Origin of the sequence: Aeromonas sp. R9-2 (assembly GCF_040908025.1) — a bacterium.
In the GTDB taxonomy this organism is placed as follows: domain Bacteria; phylum Pseudomonadota; class Gammaproteobacteria; order Enterobacterales; family Aeromonadaceae; genus Aeromonas; species Aeromonas veronii.
The window spans coordinates 196,026-211,837 of sequence record NZ_JBFOCX010000034.1 but is presented as its reverse complement, the minus strand read 5'-3'; the positions used below and the strand labels follow the sequence as shown (position 1 = coordinate 211,837).

At 57.5% G+C, this 15,812-nt stretch carries 17 protein-coding genes; 12 read left to right on the top strand and 5 right to left on the bottom strand.

Annotated features, from left to right (window positions below; all coding sequences use genetic code 11):
* The first annotated feature begins 17 nt into the window (after positions 1–17).
* The 4 genes from AB5Y71_RS19265 to AB5Y71_RS19250 all read left to right on the top strand — a co-directional run bounded on the left by AB5Y71_RS19265 (position 18) and on the right by AB5Y71_RS19250 (position 3,707).
* Positions 18–602, top strand: a complete 585-nt coding sequence (locus AB5Y71_RS19265; protein ID WP_005349692.1) for a YajG family lipoprotein — start codon at positions 18–20, stop codon at positions 600–602.
* Positions 603–604: 2 nt separating this feature from the next.
* Positions 605–1,192 carry a peptidylprolyl isomerase gene (locus AB5Y71_RS19260; RefSeq protein WP_050547831.1) on the top strand — a complete coding sequence of 196 codons (588 nt, stop codon included), beginning with the start codon at positions 605–607 and terminating at the stop codon, positions 1,190–1,192.
* A 172-nt stretch (positions 1,193–1,364) separates the two neighbouring features.
* Positions 1,365–2,744: an MFS transporter gene (locus AB5Y71_RS19255; RefSeq protein ID WP_041202292.1), complete on the top strand. Its 1,380-nt coding sequence runs from the start codon at positions 1,365–1,367 to the stop codon at positions 2,742–2,744.
* A gap of 156 nt (positions 2,745–2,900) precedes the next feature.
* A complete protein-coding gene (locus AB5Y71_RS19250) occupies positions 2,901–3,707 on the top strand; it encodes an outer membrane protein OmpK (protein WP_005349699.1) in 807 nt (268 codons plus the stop codon).
* 107 nt (positions 3,708–3,814) lie between these two features.
* Here AB5Y71_RS19250 and AB5Y71_RS19245 read toward each other — a convergent pair whose 3' ends face one another.
* Positions 3,815–4,297, bottom strand: a complete 483-nt coding sequence (locus tag AB5Y71_RS19245; protein ID WP_005338634.1) for a YajQ family cyclic di-GMP-binding protein — start codon at positions 4,295–4,297, stop codon at positions 3,815–3,817.
* 200 nt (positions 4,298–4,497) lie between these two features.
* Here AB5Y71_RS19245 and AB5Y71_RS19240 point away from each other — a divergent pair, with 200 nt between their 5' ends.
* Both AB5Y71_RS19240 and AB5Y71_RS19235 read left to right on the top strand, forming a co-directional pair.
* Positions 4,498–5,451 carry a ketopantoate reductase family protein gene (locus tag AB5Y71_RS19240; RefSeq protein WP_368172244.1) on the top strand — a complete coding sequence of 318 codons (954 nt, stop codon included), beginning with the start codon at positions 4,498–4,500 and terminating at the stop codon, positions 5,449–5,451.
* Between the two features lie 37 nt (positions 5,452–5,488).
* Positions 5,489–6,049 carry a DJ-1 family glyoxalase III gene (locus AB5Y71_RS19235; RefSeq protein ID WP_368172243.1) on the top strand — a complete coding sequence of 187 codons (561 nt, stop codon included), beginning with the start codon at positions 5,489–5,491 and terminating at the stop codon, positions 6,047–6,049.
* A 111-nt stretch (positions 6,050–6,160) separates the two neighbouring features.
* Here the strand turns inward: AB5Y71_RS19235 and AB5Y71_RS19230 are convergent, their stop codons facing one another.
* Positions 6,161–6,367 carry a hypothetical protein gene (locus AB5Y71_RS19230; RefSeq protein ID WP_019445898.1) on the bottom strand — a complete coding sequence of 69 codons (207 nt, stop codon included), beginning with the start codon at positions 6,365–6,367 and terminating at the stop codon, positions 6,161–6,163.
* A 131-nt stretch (positions 6,368–6,498) separates the two neighbouring features.
* On the opposite strand from AB5Y71_RS19230, the gene dinB reads away from it, so the two are divergent.
* The 6 genes from dinB (at position 6,499) to rlmM (ending at position 13,114) form a co-directional block, all read left to right on the top strand.
* The gene (gene dinB / locus AB5Y71_RS19225) at positions 6,499–7,554 is read left to right on the top strand and encodes a DNA polymerase IV (RefSeq protein ID WP_236302897.1); all 1,056 of its coding nucleotides are present in this window, start codon (positions 6,499–6,501) and stop codon (positions 7,552–7,554) included.
* A 66-nt stretch (positions 7,555–7,620) separates the two neighbouring features.
* Positions 7,621–9,762, top strand: a complete 2,142-nt coding sequence (locus tag AB5Y71_RS19220) for a methyl-accepting chemotaxis protein (RefSeq protein ID WP_368172242.1) — start codon at positions 7,621–7,623, stop codon at positions 9,760–9,762.
* A gap of 284 nt (positions 9,763–10,046) precedes the next feature.
* The gene (locus AB5Y71_RS19215; RefSeq protein WP_005338622.1) at positions 10,047–10,967 is read left to right on the top strand and encodes a transcriptional regulator GcvA; all 921 of its coding nucleotides are present in this window, start codon (positions 10,047–10,049) and stop codon (positions 10,965–10,967) included.
* Positions 10,960–11,589 carry an alpha/beta family hydrolase gene (locus AB5Y71_RS19210; RefSeq protein ID WP_368172241.1) on the top strand — a complete coding sequence of 210 codons (630 nt, stop codon included), beginning with the start codon at positions 10,960–10,962 and terminating at the stop codon, positions 11,587–11,589. The genes AB5Y71_RS19215 and AB5Y71_RS19210 overlap by 8 nt, the downstream gene beginning before the upstream one ends.
* A gap of 51 nt (positions 11,590–11,640) precedes the next feature.
* Positions 11,641–12,027 (top strand): DUF423 domain-containing protein, encoded by a 387-nt coding sequence (locus AB5Y71_RS19205; protein WP_368172240.1) that lies wholly within the window; start codon positions 11,641–11,643, stop codon positions 12,025–12,027.
* The gene (rlmM, locus tag AB5Y71_RS19200; protein ID WP_368172239.1) at positions 12,020–13,114 is read left to right on the top strand and encodes a 23S rRNA (cytidine(2498)-2'-O)-methyltransferase RlmM; all 1,095 of its coding nucleotides are present in this window, start codon (positions 12,020–12,022) and stop codon (positions 13,112–13,114) included. Before AB5Y71_RS19205 ends, rlmM begins: the two co-directional genes overlap by 8 nt.
* Before the next feature lie 80 nt (positions 13,115–13,194).
* On the opposite strand, the gene AB5Y71_RS19195 is transcribed toward rlmM, so the two are convergent.
* From AB5Y71_RS19195 to xni, 3 genes are all read right to left on the bottom strand, one after another.
* Complete coding sequence (locus tag AB5Y71_RS19195; RefSeq protein ID WP_368172268.1) at positions 13,195–13,653, bottom strand: hypothetical protein; 459 nt, start codon at positions 13,651–13,653, stop codon at positions 13,195–13,197.
* A gap of 117 nt (positions 13,654–13,770) precedes the next feature.
* Complete coding sequence (locus tag AB5Y71_RS19190) at positions 13,771–14,778, bottom strand: isocitrate dehydrogenase (RefSeq protein ID WP_005349723.1); 1,008 nt, start codon at positions 14,776–14,778, stop codon at positions 13,771–13,773.
* Positions 14,779–14,937: 159 nt separating this feature from the next.
* Positions 14,938–15,738: a flap endonuclease Xni gene (gene xni / locus AB5Y71_RS19185; protein ID WP_368172238.1), complete on the bottom strand. Its 801-nt coding sequence runs from the start codon at positions 15,736–15,738 to the stop codon at positions 14,938–14,940.
* Positions 15,739–15,812 lie beyond the last annotated feature (74 nt).

Genomic DNA, 15,812 nt, shown 5'->3' with positions numbered 1-15,812 from the left:
AGCCAAAGGAAACCATGATGAAAAAGTCACTCTTGCTGCTGGCCGCCCTGATGCTGGGCGGGTGTGCCACTCATTGGCCGGAGACGGCGCTGCTCAATCCGCAGGTGATCCCTGCCAACCAGCAATACTACTCTGGCAATCGCATCACCATGGAAGGGGTAGACAAGCGTGAGGCTGCCTACGTATTCTCCATCAAACATAAAGAGAAAGCCCCCGTGCTGGTCAACAGCGAGCGTCCGCTCAACCTGCTGATGGCCGAGCGGCTGGCCGAAGGGCTGCGCAGCCAGGGTCTGGAAGTGGGCAACAGTGGCACCACCAACCTGACCCTGGTCATCTCTAACGCCGCAGTCAATGTGGAAGAGAAGACCTTTACCTATGTCACCAAGTCCCGCGTCAGCCTGCAGGTGATCGCTGATTTCCAGGGTAACCGTCTGACCAAGCAGTTCAACATGTCTTCCAGCAAGGAGAGCCCGAGCGAGCCAAGCATGGCCGACCTGGAGTCTACACTGAACCTGCAACTGGGTAGCGTGCTGCAGCAGATCATGGCGGATGATGCGCTGCGCGGTTACCTGAAAGGTCAACCGAACGGTGCAGGGGTCTGATGATGAAAAAACTCTGGTTGCTGGCCATGCTGATCGCCCCGCTGGCGTTCGCTGGCCCGAAAGTCAGAATGGAGACCAACCACGGCAATATCGTGGTGGAGCTGGCGTCCAAGCAGGCGCCCCAGACGGTGAAGAACTTCCTGCGTTACGTGGCTGATGGCAGCTATGACGGCAGCATCTTCCACCGGGTGATCCAGGATTTCGTGGTGCAGGGTGGGGGCTACAACCAGCAGTTCCAGCAACTGCCAACCTATGAGCCTGTGGTCAACGAGTCGCGCGGCGGTCTGCCCAACAAGCGTGGCTCCATCGCCATGGCCCGCACCCAGGCGGTCGACAGCGCTACTCGCCAGTTCTACTTCAATCTGGTCGACAACAATAACCTCAACGCCGGTGGCGCCGCGGGTTATACCGTGTTCGGTCAGGTGGTGCAGGGGATGGAGGTGCTGGACAAGCTGGCTCAGGTACAGACCGGTTACAGCCCCATTTTGCGTGCCAACGATGTGCCGACCAGTCCCATCATTCTGAAGAAGGTGGTCTTGCTGGCAGAAACTCCGGCAGACAAGAAAGTCGACAAGAAAGCGGGCAAGTAACTCTCGCCGGACTCGGTTCGTCACCTCGCCTCGTCAGGTCACAATACAAGGCTCATCCCGTTCGGGATGGGCCTTTTCTCTATCCGGGCTTCTTTGACCTATCTCTTTGCTCGCCTTGGCTATCTGCCATCAACCTGCCAAAATGACGCACTTTTCCAAAGTCGTCAGGTAGTTGAACATGATCCGCAAACCAAGCTGGAGAGAGTCCCTCGCCGTCTATCTCGAATTTCGGGTGTTTATTCTCTTTGCCATGGGTTTTTCATCGGGTCTGCCGCTGCTGCTGGTGTTCGGTACTCTCTCATTCTGGTTGCGTGAGGCCGATGTCAGCCTGACCGATATCGGCTATATGAGCTGGGTGGCGCTCGCCTATGGCTTTAAATGGCTGTGGTCGCCGCTGGTGGATCGCATGCCGCTGCCGTTGCTCTCCACGCTGCTGGGGCGTCGCCGCAGCTGGATGTTCTTCTCCCAGCTGCTGATTGCCGCCGCGTTGGTCGGCATGGCGTTCTGCGATCCCAAGACCGAGCTGGCCCAGCTGGCGATGTTTGCCCTGCTGGTGGCCTTTGCCTCGGCGACTCAGGATATCGTTATCGACGCTTATCGCATCGAATCTGCTCCCGAGCGGCTACAGGCGGCGATGGCGGCCTCCTACATGACCGGTTACCGACTGGCGATGATCATGGCGGGCGCCGGTGCGCTGGCGCTGGCAGCATGGTTTGGTAGCAATAGTGGCTATGACTATCGTGGCTGGCAGATTACCTATCTGGTGATGGCGGGTCTGATGTCACTCGGGGTCATCACTACGCTGTTTTGCCACGAGCCGGATATCGATCTGGCCGAGCAGGGCAAACAACAGGCCGAACGCAAGGCGCAGCTCCTGGAAAAAGGGTGGCCTGCGCTGCTGGCGAGTGCGGGGGCCTGGGGCTATGAGGCCGTCTGGTGTCCGTTTGCCGACTTCTTTCGTCGCTATGGCAGCTCGGCGCTGCTGATCCTGGCTCTGATCGCCTGCTATCGGGTTGCCGATGTGGTGATGGGGGTGATGTCCAACAGCTTCTATGTGGATATGCAGTTCAGCAAGACCGAGGTTGCCACCATTACCAAGGTGTTTGGCGTCATCATGACGCTAGTGGGGGCGGCGCTGGGGGGCGTGCTAGTGATGCGCTTCGGCACGCTGCGCATCCTGTTCTTGGGGGCGCTGCTCACCGCCAGCACCAACCTGCTGTTTGCCCTGCTCAATCAGGTCGGTCACAACCTGGAACTGCTGACCCTGATTATCTCGCTGGATAACCTCAGTGCCGGTATCGCGACCGCGGCCTTTGTGACCTATCTTTCCAGCCTGACCAATGTGGCATTTTCGGCCACTCAGTACGCCCTGTTCAGCTCGGTAATGTTGCTGCTACCCAAGTTGCTGGCCGGTTTTTCCGGGCAGGTTGTGGAGCAGATTGGCTACAGTGCTTTCTTTGTCGGAACCAGTTTATTGGGCTTGCCCGTGTTGTTGTTGATTGTGCTTGTCGCCAGAAAAGGGAGTGAGTTGCTCTCAACGGCTGACAAATAGCAAGCGTTTGCGTAGAATCGGGGGTGATTAGATTCACACTTCCGGATAAAGTTCCCGAGAAGTTGTTTCACCCCCAATTTTATTTGATTAGAATCCCTCTCGCTCCTTGTGGGCAGGCTACGGAAAACCTCAACTAACGCACAAGAGACCAATAAAATGGCCAAATTTACCAAGACTCTGATCGCTGCCGGTCTGCTGGCTGCCGCCGCTACCCCGGCCTTCGCTGCTGACTACAGCGGTGATATCCACAAGAATGACTACAAGTGGATGCAGTTCAATATCATGCACACCATCGATCAGAAGCCCCATGGTCCGGATGGTTACAACGATACTTATTTCGAGATGGAGTTTGGTGGTCGTTCAGGCATTTTTGACCTGTATGGTTACGTCGATTACTTCGATATTTTTGACTCCAAGCACAGCGACAAGCACAAGCAAGAAAACCTCTTCATGAAGTTTGCTCCGCGTGTATCTCTGGATGCATTGACTGGCCAAGACCTCTCTTTTGGTCCGGTGCAAGAAGTTTACGTTGCCACCCTGTTTAACATCGGTGGTGTACAAGGCCTGAATGATGCATTTGTAGGTCTGGGTGCTGACGTTATGGTGCCGTGGTTTGGCAAAGTTGGTATGAACCTGTACAAGCGTCATGCTAACGAAACCTTCAGTGGTCAAGGCGAAGGCTGGAACGGCCAACAGTTCTCCATGAACTGGTTCAAACCTTTCTATACCTTCTCCAATGGCAGCTTCGTCTCTTACCAAGGTTATCTGGATTACACCTGGGGCATGAAAGAAACCAGTCATTCTGATGGTCTGGGAACCTTCCACGGTATCTACTGGCATTCCGACCGTTATGCCGTTGGCTACGGTCTGAAGTACTTCAACGAAATCTACGGTATCGACAACTCTGACGCGTTCAAGTCTACCGGTTTCGGCCACTACTTCTCTGTTACCTACAAGTTCTAATAAAACTTGGGGTACAAAAAACCGGAGCATCTGCTCCGGTTTTTTTATGGCCGCGATTTAGATAGCGTGGCGCGAGTCATCAAGTGCGCCACGGCTGAGTGGATAAATCAGTCGCGGAAGTTCTGGAACTGCATCGGTTGACCCAGTTCGGCGCCACGGACCAGTGCCATGGTCTCTTGCAGATCGTCACGCTTCTTGCCGGTGACACGTACTTCATCACCCTGGATGGCGACCTGTACCTTGATCTTGGAGTCCTTGATCAGCTTGACCAGCTTCTTGGCGATCTCTTTCTCGATCCCCTGCTTGAACTTGACGGTCAGGTGGAAGCGTTTGCCGGAGTGAACTGAGTCACCCACTTCCATGGAGCTGTTTTCGATGTTGCGCTTGAGCAGGGCACCGCGCAGGATTTCGACCATCTGCTTGAGCTGGAAATCAGCATCGGCTTCCAGCTTTACCTCTTCCTTGTTCAACTCGAAGCTGGCTTCTACCCCACGAAAATCGAAACGGGTGGCCAGTTCACGATTGGCGTTGTCGACTGCGTTCAACACCTCGTTCATTTTGACTTCAGAGACAATATCGAATGACGGCATAGCCGGAGCTCCTCATGTTGCGTTATCGGGGGGCAAATCTACCAGAAAACGGGCAAATTTGCTGATTTTGATGGGGTTGCTCTGCTAGAATCCCCTGCGCACAGGACGGGTGGACCCGTTAGTGTCCACCAGCGACATCTTCACTTATCCCCGGTAACAGGTTGAGAGGATTGCAACCCTTACCCTGACAGAGTCACACCATGCCAAGCGGATTAAAAAATTCCCGACAGCCCGTTATTCCACCCGTTACTCCGAAGTGGTCACTGTTGGGTTGTGGCGCCCTCGGCGGCGTTTTTGCCTCCCTGCTGACCCAGAGTGGTCAATCCACCCGTGTCTTGTTGCGCGAACATCATAAGTCCACGCTCCATCCGGGGATCGATTTCACCTCGCTGGAGGGGCATGTCCAGCTGCTCAATATCGAGCGCGGATTTGTCAGCAAACCCGGCAAGATCCAGCGTCTGCTGGTGATGACCAAGGCCAGTCAGGTGATTGCCGCACTGACGCCGCTGGTGGGTAAGTTGGATGCCGGCGTGCCGATCGTGCTGCTGCATAACGGGATGGGGATTGCCGAGCTGGTGGTCGAGATGTTCCCGCACAATCCGGTGATTGCCGGTGTCACCAGCCATGGCGCCATGCAGTGCGGCCATTTTGTCTTCCGTCATACTGGCAAGGGGGAAACCTGGCTTGGCCCGATCAACGATGCCGCCAAGGCCCATGCCGCGCTCGCAGACGAGCTGGCGTTGGCACTGGGGCAGGCTGGCTGGGATGAGCAGGTATTGACGCGCCAGTGGCAAAAGCTGGCCATCAACTGTGCCATCAATCCCCTGACGGCCCTCTACAAGCTGAAAAATGGCGAGCTGGTTGGCCCCCGTTTTGCCGATGCCCTGCAGCAGATCTGCGTGGAAGTGGCGGATGTGATGTGCGCCGAAGGAGTTGCGACCACGGCAGAGGAGTTGCAGCGCCGGGTGATGACAGTGGTGGAGCTGACCGCTGACAATTACTCCTCCATGCATCAGGATATGGAGCTGGGACGCGAGACCGAGATTGAGGCCATCACCGGCTTCCTGTTGGCCAAGGCTGCCCGGCATGGCATTGCCGTACCGGTCAATCAGGGTCTCTATCAGGCGATTAAAGAGAAGAGTCAGGCCGTCTGATCTTTTATATGGCAGAGCAAGCTGCAAGGAGGCGAACGTGAGTGTACTGGTGCTGGTGGCCCCCGGGTCGGAAGAGATAGAGACGGTTGCGATTGTCGATACCCTGGTGCGCGCCAGCATCGAGGTGGTGCTGGCCTCTTGCTGCCCTGCCGGATCCCAGCAGGTAAAAGCGTCGCGCGGGGTACAGCTGGTGGCCGATTGTCATATCGACGAGCTGACCTGTCGGGACTTTGAAGCCATCGTGGTACCCGGTGGGCTGCCCGGCAGCGAAGTGATCCGAGATACCCCGCTGGCCATCGATCTGCTCAAAGAGCAGGCAGCTCTTGGTCGCTGGCGCGCAGCCATCTGCGCCGCCCCTGTGGTGGTGTTGCAGCATCACGGTCTAATGGATGATGCCATCGTCACCTGTCATCCCGGCTTTCAGCCCCGACTGCCGACATCGCAGCTGTCACATGAGCGGGTAGTCAGGGATGAGGCTCATCGCCTTATCACCAGTCAGGGGCCGGGCAGTGCCATCGAGTTTGCGCTCGAACTGGTTCGGGTGCTGCGCGGGGATGAGGTGGCGGCTACTGTCGCTGGCCCTATGGTGCTGCCTTGAGCGCACTCTGCTGCAGAATCCAGCTGGTCACGCTTTGAAAAACGGGCCCCGATCATCTTGATCGGGGCCCGCTTGTTATTTGCCGTTGTCGGTCACGCCATCTTGTCCGGCTCAGTAGTCGTACTGTTTGCACTTCTTCTTGCGAAACTCTTCACGCCAGCGAGACAACTCTTGCTCTGTGCCGAGTGTGTCCCCTTTCTTGATGGCCTGTTCCAGTATCTCAATCCGGTCGTACAGCCAGCGGCACTCTGCCGTCGGGTTGTTCTTGCCGATGCCGGTCAACGGCAGCAAACAGAGTCCCAGCCAAAGATATTTCATCCCGAACGCTCCTTGTCATTGTGGTAGTAAAGGTCTCCTTGGAGTCTACTATTTTAGCCACAACAAGAGAGATAGAGCTGCGGTTATCCTTGGGGTAAGATGATGCCATGTCTGTTTATTTATACAGTGGTATGCGCAAGATCATCCATATCGACATGGACTGCTTTTTTGCCGCGGTGGAGATGCGGGACAATCCGGCGTTGCGGGAGGTGCCGCTTGCCATCGGTGGGTCCTCCGAGCGGCGCGGCGTCATCTCGACCTGCAACTATGTGGCGCGCCGGTTCGGGGTGCGCTCCGCCATGCCGAGCGCGCTGGCGAAAAAACTCTGCCCGCCGCTGGTACTCATCCCTGGGCGAATGGCGGTGTACAAGGATATCTCCCGTCAGCTCAGGGCCATTTTCCTGCGCTATACCGATCAGGTTGAACCGCTGTCGCTGGATGAGGCTTACCTCGACGTGACCCACAGTCGCTGTTTTGGCGGCAGCGCCACCCTCATGGCGCAAGAGATCCGGCAAGCCATCGTCTCCGAACTGGGATTGACCGCCTCGGCCGGAGTGGCCCCCAACAAGTTTCTCGCCAAGCTCGCCTCGGAGCAGCGCAAGCCTGATGGTCTGTTTGTCATTCGTCCCGACGAAGTGGCTGAATTTGTCTGCCAGTTGCCCCTCGGCAAACTGCCCGGGGTGGGGAGCAAGACTGCCGAGCGGCTGGAGGCGCAGGGGCTTTACACTTGTGAGGATGCGCGGGCCTTGTCGGCACAAGAGCTGTGCAGCCGTTTTGGCAAGCTGGGAGAGATGCTGACGACCCGGATCTGGGGGCTGGATGAACAGCCGGTGCAGGCACACCGGATCCGCAAAACCATCGGGGTGGAGACCACCTTGGCGAGCGATGTTTGTGACGAAGCCGCCTGCCTGACGGTATTGCAGCAACTGTTGCCGGAGCTGGAGCGGCGATTTCAGCTGGCGTGCCCTGCCGAGCAGGTGATGGGGCAGGGGATTAAACTCAAGTTTGCCGACTTCCACCAGACCACCGTCTATCGCAGTCAGGGTGGCTATCAGCCAGCCTTGTTCGTTCCCCTACTCAAAGAGGGGCTACAGCGGGCGCAAGGGCGTTCGGTTCGTCTGCTGGGCTTGGTGGTGGGTTTGCCAAAAGAGGGTGAAGTTAATCAACTCTCGCTGGATTTGCTGTGAGATAGTTAAGTTTTTGTTTATAAAGTCGATAATCTATCCATATCTGTATGACGTAGGAATATTGGCATGAGCGCTCTTTCTGTCCAGGGTCGGATTACCCTGATCGCCGGTTGCTGTCTGTTGGTGACAGCCGCCGCTCTGGTTGCCTCTTCGATTTACAACGCGAACAAGATGCAACAGCAGGTGCGGCAAGCCACCATGCATGAGGCGCAGCAGTCGGCCGAGAACTGGATGAAGGCGATGGGCTCGGAGCAGGCGGCCAAGGTGACCAGCTATCTCGATGAGGCCTATTTCCGCGCCAGTTTGCTGGCGGAGAGCGTGTTGTTCCAGCGCAAGAATGCGGCCGAGAACTTTGTCCATTCGGAGGCGCTGCGCAGCGCCGTCAATCAGCAACTGCACGATGCCGTTGCCTCATCGACCAATCTGCTTGGTGTCTACGCGGTGTTCGAGCCTGATCAGCTGGATGGGGAAGACAGCAACTATCAGGGCTCAACGGCGCTGGGTTCCAACGACAAGGGGCGTTTTTCCAGTTACTGGGCCTATGACAACGGCAAGATAGAGCCGGAAGTGCAGAGTGAGGATGTACTGGCCGATGAGAGCCCGACCGAGGCTGGTGGAATCGAAAACGAGTGGTATCGCTGCAGTATTCGCACCCGTGCCCTCTGCCTGCTGGAGCCCTATCTGGACGATGTGGGCGATAAACAGATATTGATGACCTCGGTGACGGTCCCGCTCCTGGAGCAGGAGACCTTGCTGGGGATGGTCGGGGTCGATATCTCGCTGGCCACTTTGCAGAGTCTGGTCAGTACCATGGACAAGGAGCTCTATGAGGGCAAGGGCAGAATCTTGCTGGTCAGTCACGAGGGGCGCGTGGCGGGAGCTGATGAGTTCGATGTGACCATGGGACGCGGGCTGGATCAGAAGTCTCAGGGGCTGGCCAGCGAGCTGAAAGGCTGGCTCAGTCAGGGTCAGGAGCTGACTCGCTGGAGCAGCGATGGCACCCTGTTGCAGACCTTTGTCCCGGTATCCATGCGTGGCACCGACCGTAAATGGGGCATCTACATTGAATTGCCACGGGCAGTAGTACTGGCTTCGGCCCAGCAACTGCAAGATGAGCTGGCCAGTGAAGCCAATCGCAGCGTAGTCTCGCAGTTGTCAATCGGGGTGCTGATCTCGCTGGTTGCCCTGAGTTTTATCTGGTTGATGGCGCGCCAGATTGTGGCACCCATCCGCGCTGTAGTTGCCCGCCTCAAGGATATCGCCAGTGGTGAGGGGGATTTGACCCAGCGCATCGAGATCCAGCGGCAAGACGAGATCGGCGAGCTGGCCAAGTGGTTCAACAGCTTCCTCAACAAGTTGCAATCCACCATCAGTCAGGTGATTGATACCGTCTCCGGTACGCGTAACAGTGCCGAGCGAGCCGCGCAGGTGGCCGAGCGCACCAGCAGCGGCATGCAGGCCCAGTATCAGGAGATCGATCTGGTGGCGACGGCATTTGAAGAGCTGAGCGCCACCGCGTTGCAGGTCTCCGGGAATGCCGGCTCGGCGGTGGCGGCTGCCAACACCACTGATGCCGCGGCGCAAGAGGGCAAATATGTCGTTGCCGACACCCAGGAGGCGATGCGCAAGCTGATGACCATCATCAACGATGCCCAGCCGGTGGTGGAGCGACTCTCCGCCAACAGCGACAACATCAATGACATCCTCATCGTGATCCAGGGGATTGCCGAGCAGACCAACTTGCTGGCGCTGAATGCGGCTATTGAAGCGGCGCGTGCCGGTGAGCAGGGCCGTGGCTTTGCCGTGGTGGCTGATGAGGTGCGCAATCTGGCCGGTCGCACCCAGAATGCCATCGTCGAAATCCAGACTCTGATCAGCCAACTGCAATCCGGTACCGGCGCCGTGGTCAAGGCGATCCGCGATGGTCATGGTCAGGCTGACGAGACGCTCGCCAAGGTGGATCTCTCGGTGCAGGTGCTGGAGCAGATTATCCAGTCGGTCTCCACCATCCATCAGATGAACGAGCAGATTGCCCGGGCGGCGCAGGAGCAGAGCCGGGTGGCGGACGAGATAAACCGCAACGTCAGCAACATTCGTGATGTGAGCCACACCATTCGGGCCGAGGCTGCGACCTCCGCCGAAAATGGTCGCGAGCTCTCTGCGCTGGCGGATAAACAGCAGCAGCTGGTGGGGCAGTTCAAGGTATAGAAGGGATGAAAAAAGGCGCCATCCAGCTGGAGGCGCCAAACACATTCAGATGACAGACTGGGTCAAACCGGTGAGATTTGAGCCCCTCTTCCCGCAGAGGAAGAAACACAACACCACAATCGCAGTCGAAAGACTCACTAAAAACACATGTAAACCAACACGTAGTAGAAAATGTGAGCCATATGACGACTGATTGCTGGGCGAATTATGTTTATTCACTGGTCGACCCGCAACCGACAAATTATAATGCGCCCCATTAGAAAAACTCATCGTCGGCTGGTGTCATGTCTCGTCGTTTACCCCCGCTCAATGCTCTCAAGGCGTTTGAAGCTGCGGCTCGTCACTTAAGCTTTACCCGCGCAGCAGAAGAGTTGTTTGTGACTCAGGCTGCCATCAGTCACCAGATCAAGGCGCTGGAGGAGTATCTTGGCATCAAGCTGTTCCGCCGCAAAAACCGCTCCTTGTTGCTGACCGAAGAGGGGCAGGGCTATTTTCTGGATATCAAGGACATCTTTGCCTCCATTTCTGAGGCGACCGACAAGCTGCTGGCCCGCAGTGCCAAGGGGGCGTTGACTGTCAGTCTGCAGCCGAGTTTCGCCATCCAGTGGCTGGTGCCGCGGTTGGTCAAGTTCAGCGAGCGTCACCCCGATATCGATGTGCGGATCAAGGCGGTCGATCTCGACGAAGGGTCGCTCACCGACGATGTGGATGTGGCCATCTACTACGGGCGCGGCAACTGGCCGGGTCTGCGCTCGGACAAGCTGCATACGGAATACCTGATCCCGGTCTGTTCCCCCTTGCTGCTGACCGGGCCCAAACCGCTGCGTACGCCGCAAGATTTGACTCTTCATACCCTGCTGCACGATACCTCCCGCCGCGACTGGAAGGCCTGGTTCCGCCAGCTCGATATCGATGCCCCCAACGTCAATCAGGGGCCCATCTTCAGCCACTCCACCATGGTGATCCAGGCGGCGATCCACGGCCAGGGGGTGGCGCTTGGCCACAGCGTGCTGGCACAACCCGAGATTGAGGCCGGTCGCCTTATCTGCCCGTTCGAGCAGGTGCTGGTGAGCAAAAATGCTTTCTATCTGGTGTGCCAGGAGCAACAGTCGGATCAGGGCAAGATCGTTGCCTTCCGCGACTGGATGCTGGAGCTGGTGGAGCAGGAAGAGGCGCGTCGCAGGGCAAGGCTCGCCGATGCCTGAGGTGATCCGCGAGGGGGCAATTGATGCCCCCGTTCGCATTTTGCTGGCCCACGGGGCAGGCGCGGGGATGGATCATGCCTTTCTTGCCGAGTTGTCACGTCTGCTGGCTGGCCCCGACATCGAAGTGGTGCGCTTCAACTTTCCCTACATGACAAAGCGTGCACAGGATGGCAAACGCCGCCCGCCGGACAGGGCGCCTGTGCTGCTCGCCCATTGGCGCGACATGATCCGCGAGTTTGCCCATCCACGGCTGTTTCTGGCGGGCAAGTCGATGGGCGGGCGGATGGCGGCGGAACTGTATCGTGAAGGCGAGGGTGAGATGAATGCTGCAGGATTGCTCATTCTCGGGTATCCTTTCCACCCTCCGGCCAAGCCCGACAGCTGGCGAGGCGAGGTACTCAAGCATATTGCAGTACCAACCCTGCTGTTGCAGGGGGAGCGCGATACCTTCGGTAGTCGCGCCGAACTGGCCGATTTCCCCTTCTCACCCGCCGTATCGGTCCATTGGTTGACCGATGGTGATCATGGTTTCAAACCGCGTAAAGCCAGTGGCGTGAGTGAGCAGGAGAATATGCAGCATGCAGCGGCGGCCATCAGCCATTTTGTGACCCGGCACGGATAGCACGAGAGGGTTGGTTTGATTGCCAGCCGTGATGAGAGAGGGAGAGTGAGGATGCAGATCCATCGACATTGGCTGATACTGGCCGGTCTCTTCGGGTTGACGGCCACCATGCTGGGGGCTTATGGCGCCCATGGATTGGCGGCGACCGGCATTACGCCCGAGCGTCTGGCGGCATTCAATACCGCCGTGCAATATCAGTTTTTTCACGCATTGGCCCTGCTGGTTCTGGGCTGGTGTGGTGTGCGCAGCAAGGTGATCCACCTGGCTGGCACCGCTTTTGTGCTGGGGAGCATCGGATTCTCCGGCAGTATTTACGCCATGGTGCTGCTTGGCAGCAAGGGGCTGGGGTTGATTACCCCGGCCGGTGGCCTCTGTTTTATGTTGGGATGGGCGGCTTTGATTTGGGCCGGCTGTCGTCTTGGAGGAAAAAATGAATAATCTGCTGCTTTATTGCCGCCCCGGTTTTGAGAAAGAGGCGGCTGCAGAGATCACCGAGCGTGCCGGTAACATGCAGTGCTACGGTTTCGCCCGGGTCAAGGACGACAGCGGTTATGTGATCTTCGAACTGTATGACGAGGAGCAGGCGGACCTGCTGGCTCGCAAGCTGCCGTTCCGGGAGCTCATCTTCATCCGCCAGATGCTGGTGGTCACCCATGAGCTGAAGGGGCTGGATGTCGCGGACAGGATCTCCCCGATCCTTGAGGCGGTGAGTGACTACACCATTTGCGGCGATCTGCGGGTCGAAACCGCGGATACCAACGAAGCGAAAGAGCTGTCGGCCTTCTGCCGCAAGTTCACCGTGCCGCTTCGTCAGGCGCTGCGCAGCAACGAGATCCTGACCAAGAAGGAGACGCCGAACCGTCCGGTGTTCCACGCCTTCTTCATGGCCAATGATCACGTGTTGCTGGGCTACTCCTATTCGTTCAACAACTCCGGATTCCACATGGGGATCCCGCGCCTGCGCTTCCCGGCCGATGCACCGAGCCGCTCCAGCCTCAAGCTGGAGGAGGCGTTTTACGTGTTCGTGCCGCGGGAAGAGTGGGATGTGCGTCTCTGCTCAGGCATGAAGGCAGTGGATCTGGGGGCCTGCCCGGGTGGCTGGACCTATCAGCTGGTGCGCCGTGGCATGATGGTGACGGCGGTCGACAACGGCATGATGGCCCAATCCCTGATGGATACCGGTCAGGTCAAGCACATCCGGGATGACGGTTTCGTCTGGCGTCCGAGCAAGAAGAACACCTACTGGCTGGTGTGCGACATGGTCGATAAACCGGCGCGGGTTGTTCACATGATTGCGGACTGGTTCCGTGAGGGTGACTGCCAGGAGGCGATGTTCAACCTCAAGCTGCCGATGAAGAAGCGTTATGCCGAGTCGGTACACAATATCGAGGTGTTGCGCGAGATGCTCAAGGAGATCGACAACGCGTTCGTGATCCAGGCCAAGCAGCTCTATCACGATCGAGAAGAGATCACCGTGCATGTTTACAACAAGTACTGGGTCTCCAAACTCGAGTCCAAGGCGTGATGTAGCCGTTCAGCCCGTACGATAAAAACCAAGACCGACAGGGAACCCTGCCGGTCTTTTGCTATTCAGGGCTCGAAAAATCAGAAACGGTAATCGAGGCGCAGGGAAGATTCGTCGTCGGTCACCTTGATCTCTATCTGCAGCGGGATGGTTTTGTCGACCGGATTGAATTGCATCTTTATCCCGTCTCCTCTCAGCCTGAGGGCGGTGTTCATTCCGCCAGCCTTAAACTTGACCTTGGGTCTGAAGCGTTCGACCGACAGACTGATGCTCTTTTCCGGGGTCAGATTAAGCTGCGGGTAGGAGGTGATCTTTTGATTACCAAAGTTGTCGGTGGAGACTTCAATACCAAACGACAGGGGTTTGGGGGCCTTGAGCAGGTCGTTGGTATCCAGGCTTGAACGCCATACCTCGGTGGCAGTCCGTTTTTCCTGCTGCGGCAGTTTGGCGGTTTGGGTTGATTGAGCCTGTTCGAAGGCACTTGCAGCACCACAAACCAGCATCAAACCCGAAACCAGATAGCACCCGTATCCCTTCATGAAAAACACTCCCTGTTCTTCTTCTCTATTGAACATAGTTGCTGTTCGGGGAGTGGCAAAGGATTCGGAAATATAAAAAAGGGAGCCTAGGCTCCCTTTTAAAATCAATTGGTTAGCTTACAGGCGATCGATGATGGCTTGGGTGAATTCGCTGGTGGAAGCCGTGCCACCCAGATCGCGGGTGACCCGATCACCGGATTCGATGGTAGCTCGTACCGCTTCGCGGATCCGCTCTGCTTTATCCTGCATGCCGAGGTACTCCAGCATCTGAATAGAGGCTAGGATCACCGAGGTCGGGTTGGCGATATTCTTGCCTGCGATATCCGGTGCCGAGCCGTGCACCGCTTCGAAGATGGCGGCGCCATCGCCGATGTTGGCGCCGGGCGCCATACCAAGGCCGCCAACCAGACCGGCGCAAAGATCCGAAAGGATATCGCCGAACAGGTTGGTGGTGACCATGACATCGAAACGCTCCGGGTACATCACCAGGTTCATGCAGGCGGCATCGACGATCATCTCTTCGCTCTGGATATCTGGGTAGTGGCTGGCGATTTCACGGGCTACTTCGAGGAACAGGCCGGAGGTCGACTTGAGGATGTTAGCCTTGTGGATGATGGTGACCTTCTTGCGCCCTTCCTGACGAGCCAGCTCGAAGGCGAACTTGACGATGCGCTCGGCCCCTTCACGAGTGATGATGCTCATCGCCTCGGCACTCTTGTTGTCATCGCTGCGCTTCTGACCTGCACCCGAGTACATCCCTTCGGTGTTTTCACGCACTGTGATGATGTCGATGTTGTCGTAACGGCTTCTGGTGCCCTTGAAGGAGATGACCGGACGCACGTTGGCGTAGAGGTTGAATTTCTTGCGCAGGGAGACGTTGATGGAGGTAAAACCGCCGCCGACCGGGGTGGTCAATGGCCCTTTCAGGCTCACCTTGTTCTTCTCAATCAGATCCAGGGTAGCCTGGGGCAGCAGCTCGCCATGCTTCTCGAGGGCAACCAGACCCGCATCAGCGTATTCGTACTCAAAGTCACAGCCCGCATGGGTCAGGATCTGGATGGCTGATTCAATGATGCTGGGGCCGATGCCGTCGCCGGGGATCACGGTAATTTTTCTTTTGGACATGAGAGGGTTCCACTTCCAGGGTATAGGGGAGGATGGGGCTGCTTTATAGCATTTACTCAGCAAACCAACCACATTCCTTTACATTCTACTCACTTTTATCAACAGCGAGGGTGAGTCTCGTCATGGTTCACGCCCTTGCCTGCATTTTTGTTCGGCACTTTAGTCCGGCTGGGGCGGGTAGCGGATGTCCCGCAGGTTGAATCCCAGCGGAATATCCCGCTGCAAGCGCACCAGCCGCTGGGCCAGCAGGGCCTCATCCTGATGTTGGCGCAGCTTGATCAGTGGCTTGGCTGCATCCTCTTGCTGGCAGGCCTCGAGCATGGCTGCAAGATTGCAATATTGCTGCAACAACTGGGTGGCGGTCTTGGGGCCAATCCCCGGAACCCCCTTGATATTGGAACCGCTGATACCTGTCAGGGCCCAGAAGTCGACCAGCTGATTAGGTGCTACCCCATATTGCTGCTGGACGAAGGCCGCATCCAGCCAGCGCTTGTTGAAGTAGTCGCGCACCCGGATCTGCTGGCAGATCAGTTGGCAGAAGCCCTTGTCGGTGGAGATGATGGTCGCCTGATGGCCATGGCTGGCGATGCCGCTGGCCAGGGTGGCGATCAGGTCATCCGCTTCATCGGTCTCGGAGAGCAGGGCATCGACACCGCACTCCCAGAAGGCATCCTGCAGGGTCGCCAGCCCTTCACGCAGTTCGGGGGGCATGGGGGTTCGCCCCTCCTTGTAGGCCGGATAGACCTCTTTGCGCCAGCTATGCACCTCGCCATCAAACACGGCAATGACATGGGTCGGCTCGCTATTGGCCAGCAGCTTGCGGCAGGTATTTATAAGGTTGGCGCGGGTTGCAACCAGCGCCTGGGCAGGGGTCAGTGCCTGCTGGGCCTGTACCGCGTGCAGACGGCGAATGAGGTTGAGGGCATCGATGATGAGCAGGTGTGGCCGGATAGTTGACATGGGGCACTCTTGGCGGTCGGGACGCCCCATTGTAACAAACCGCTCGCCTTATGGGGGATTGATGGCAGTCGGGA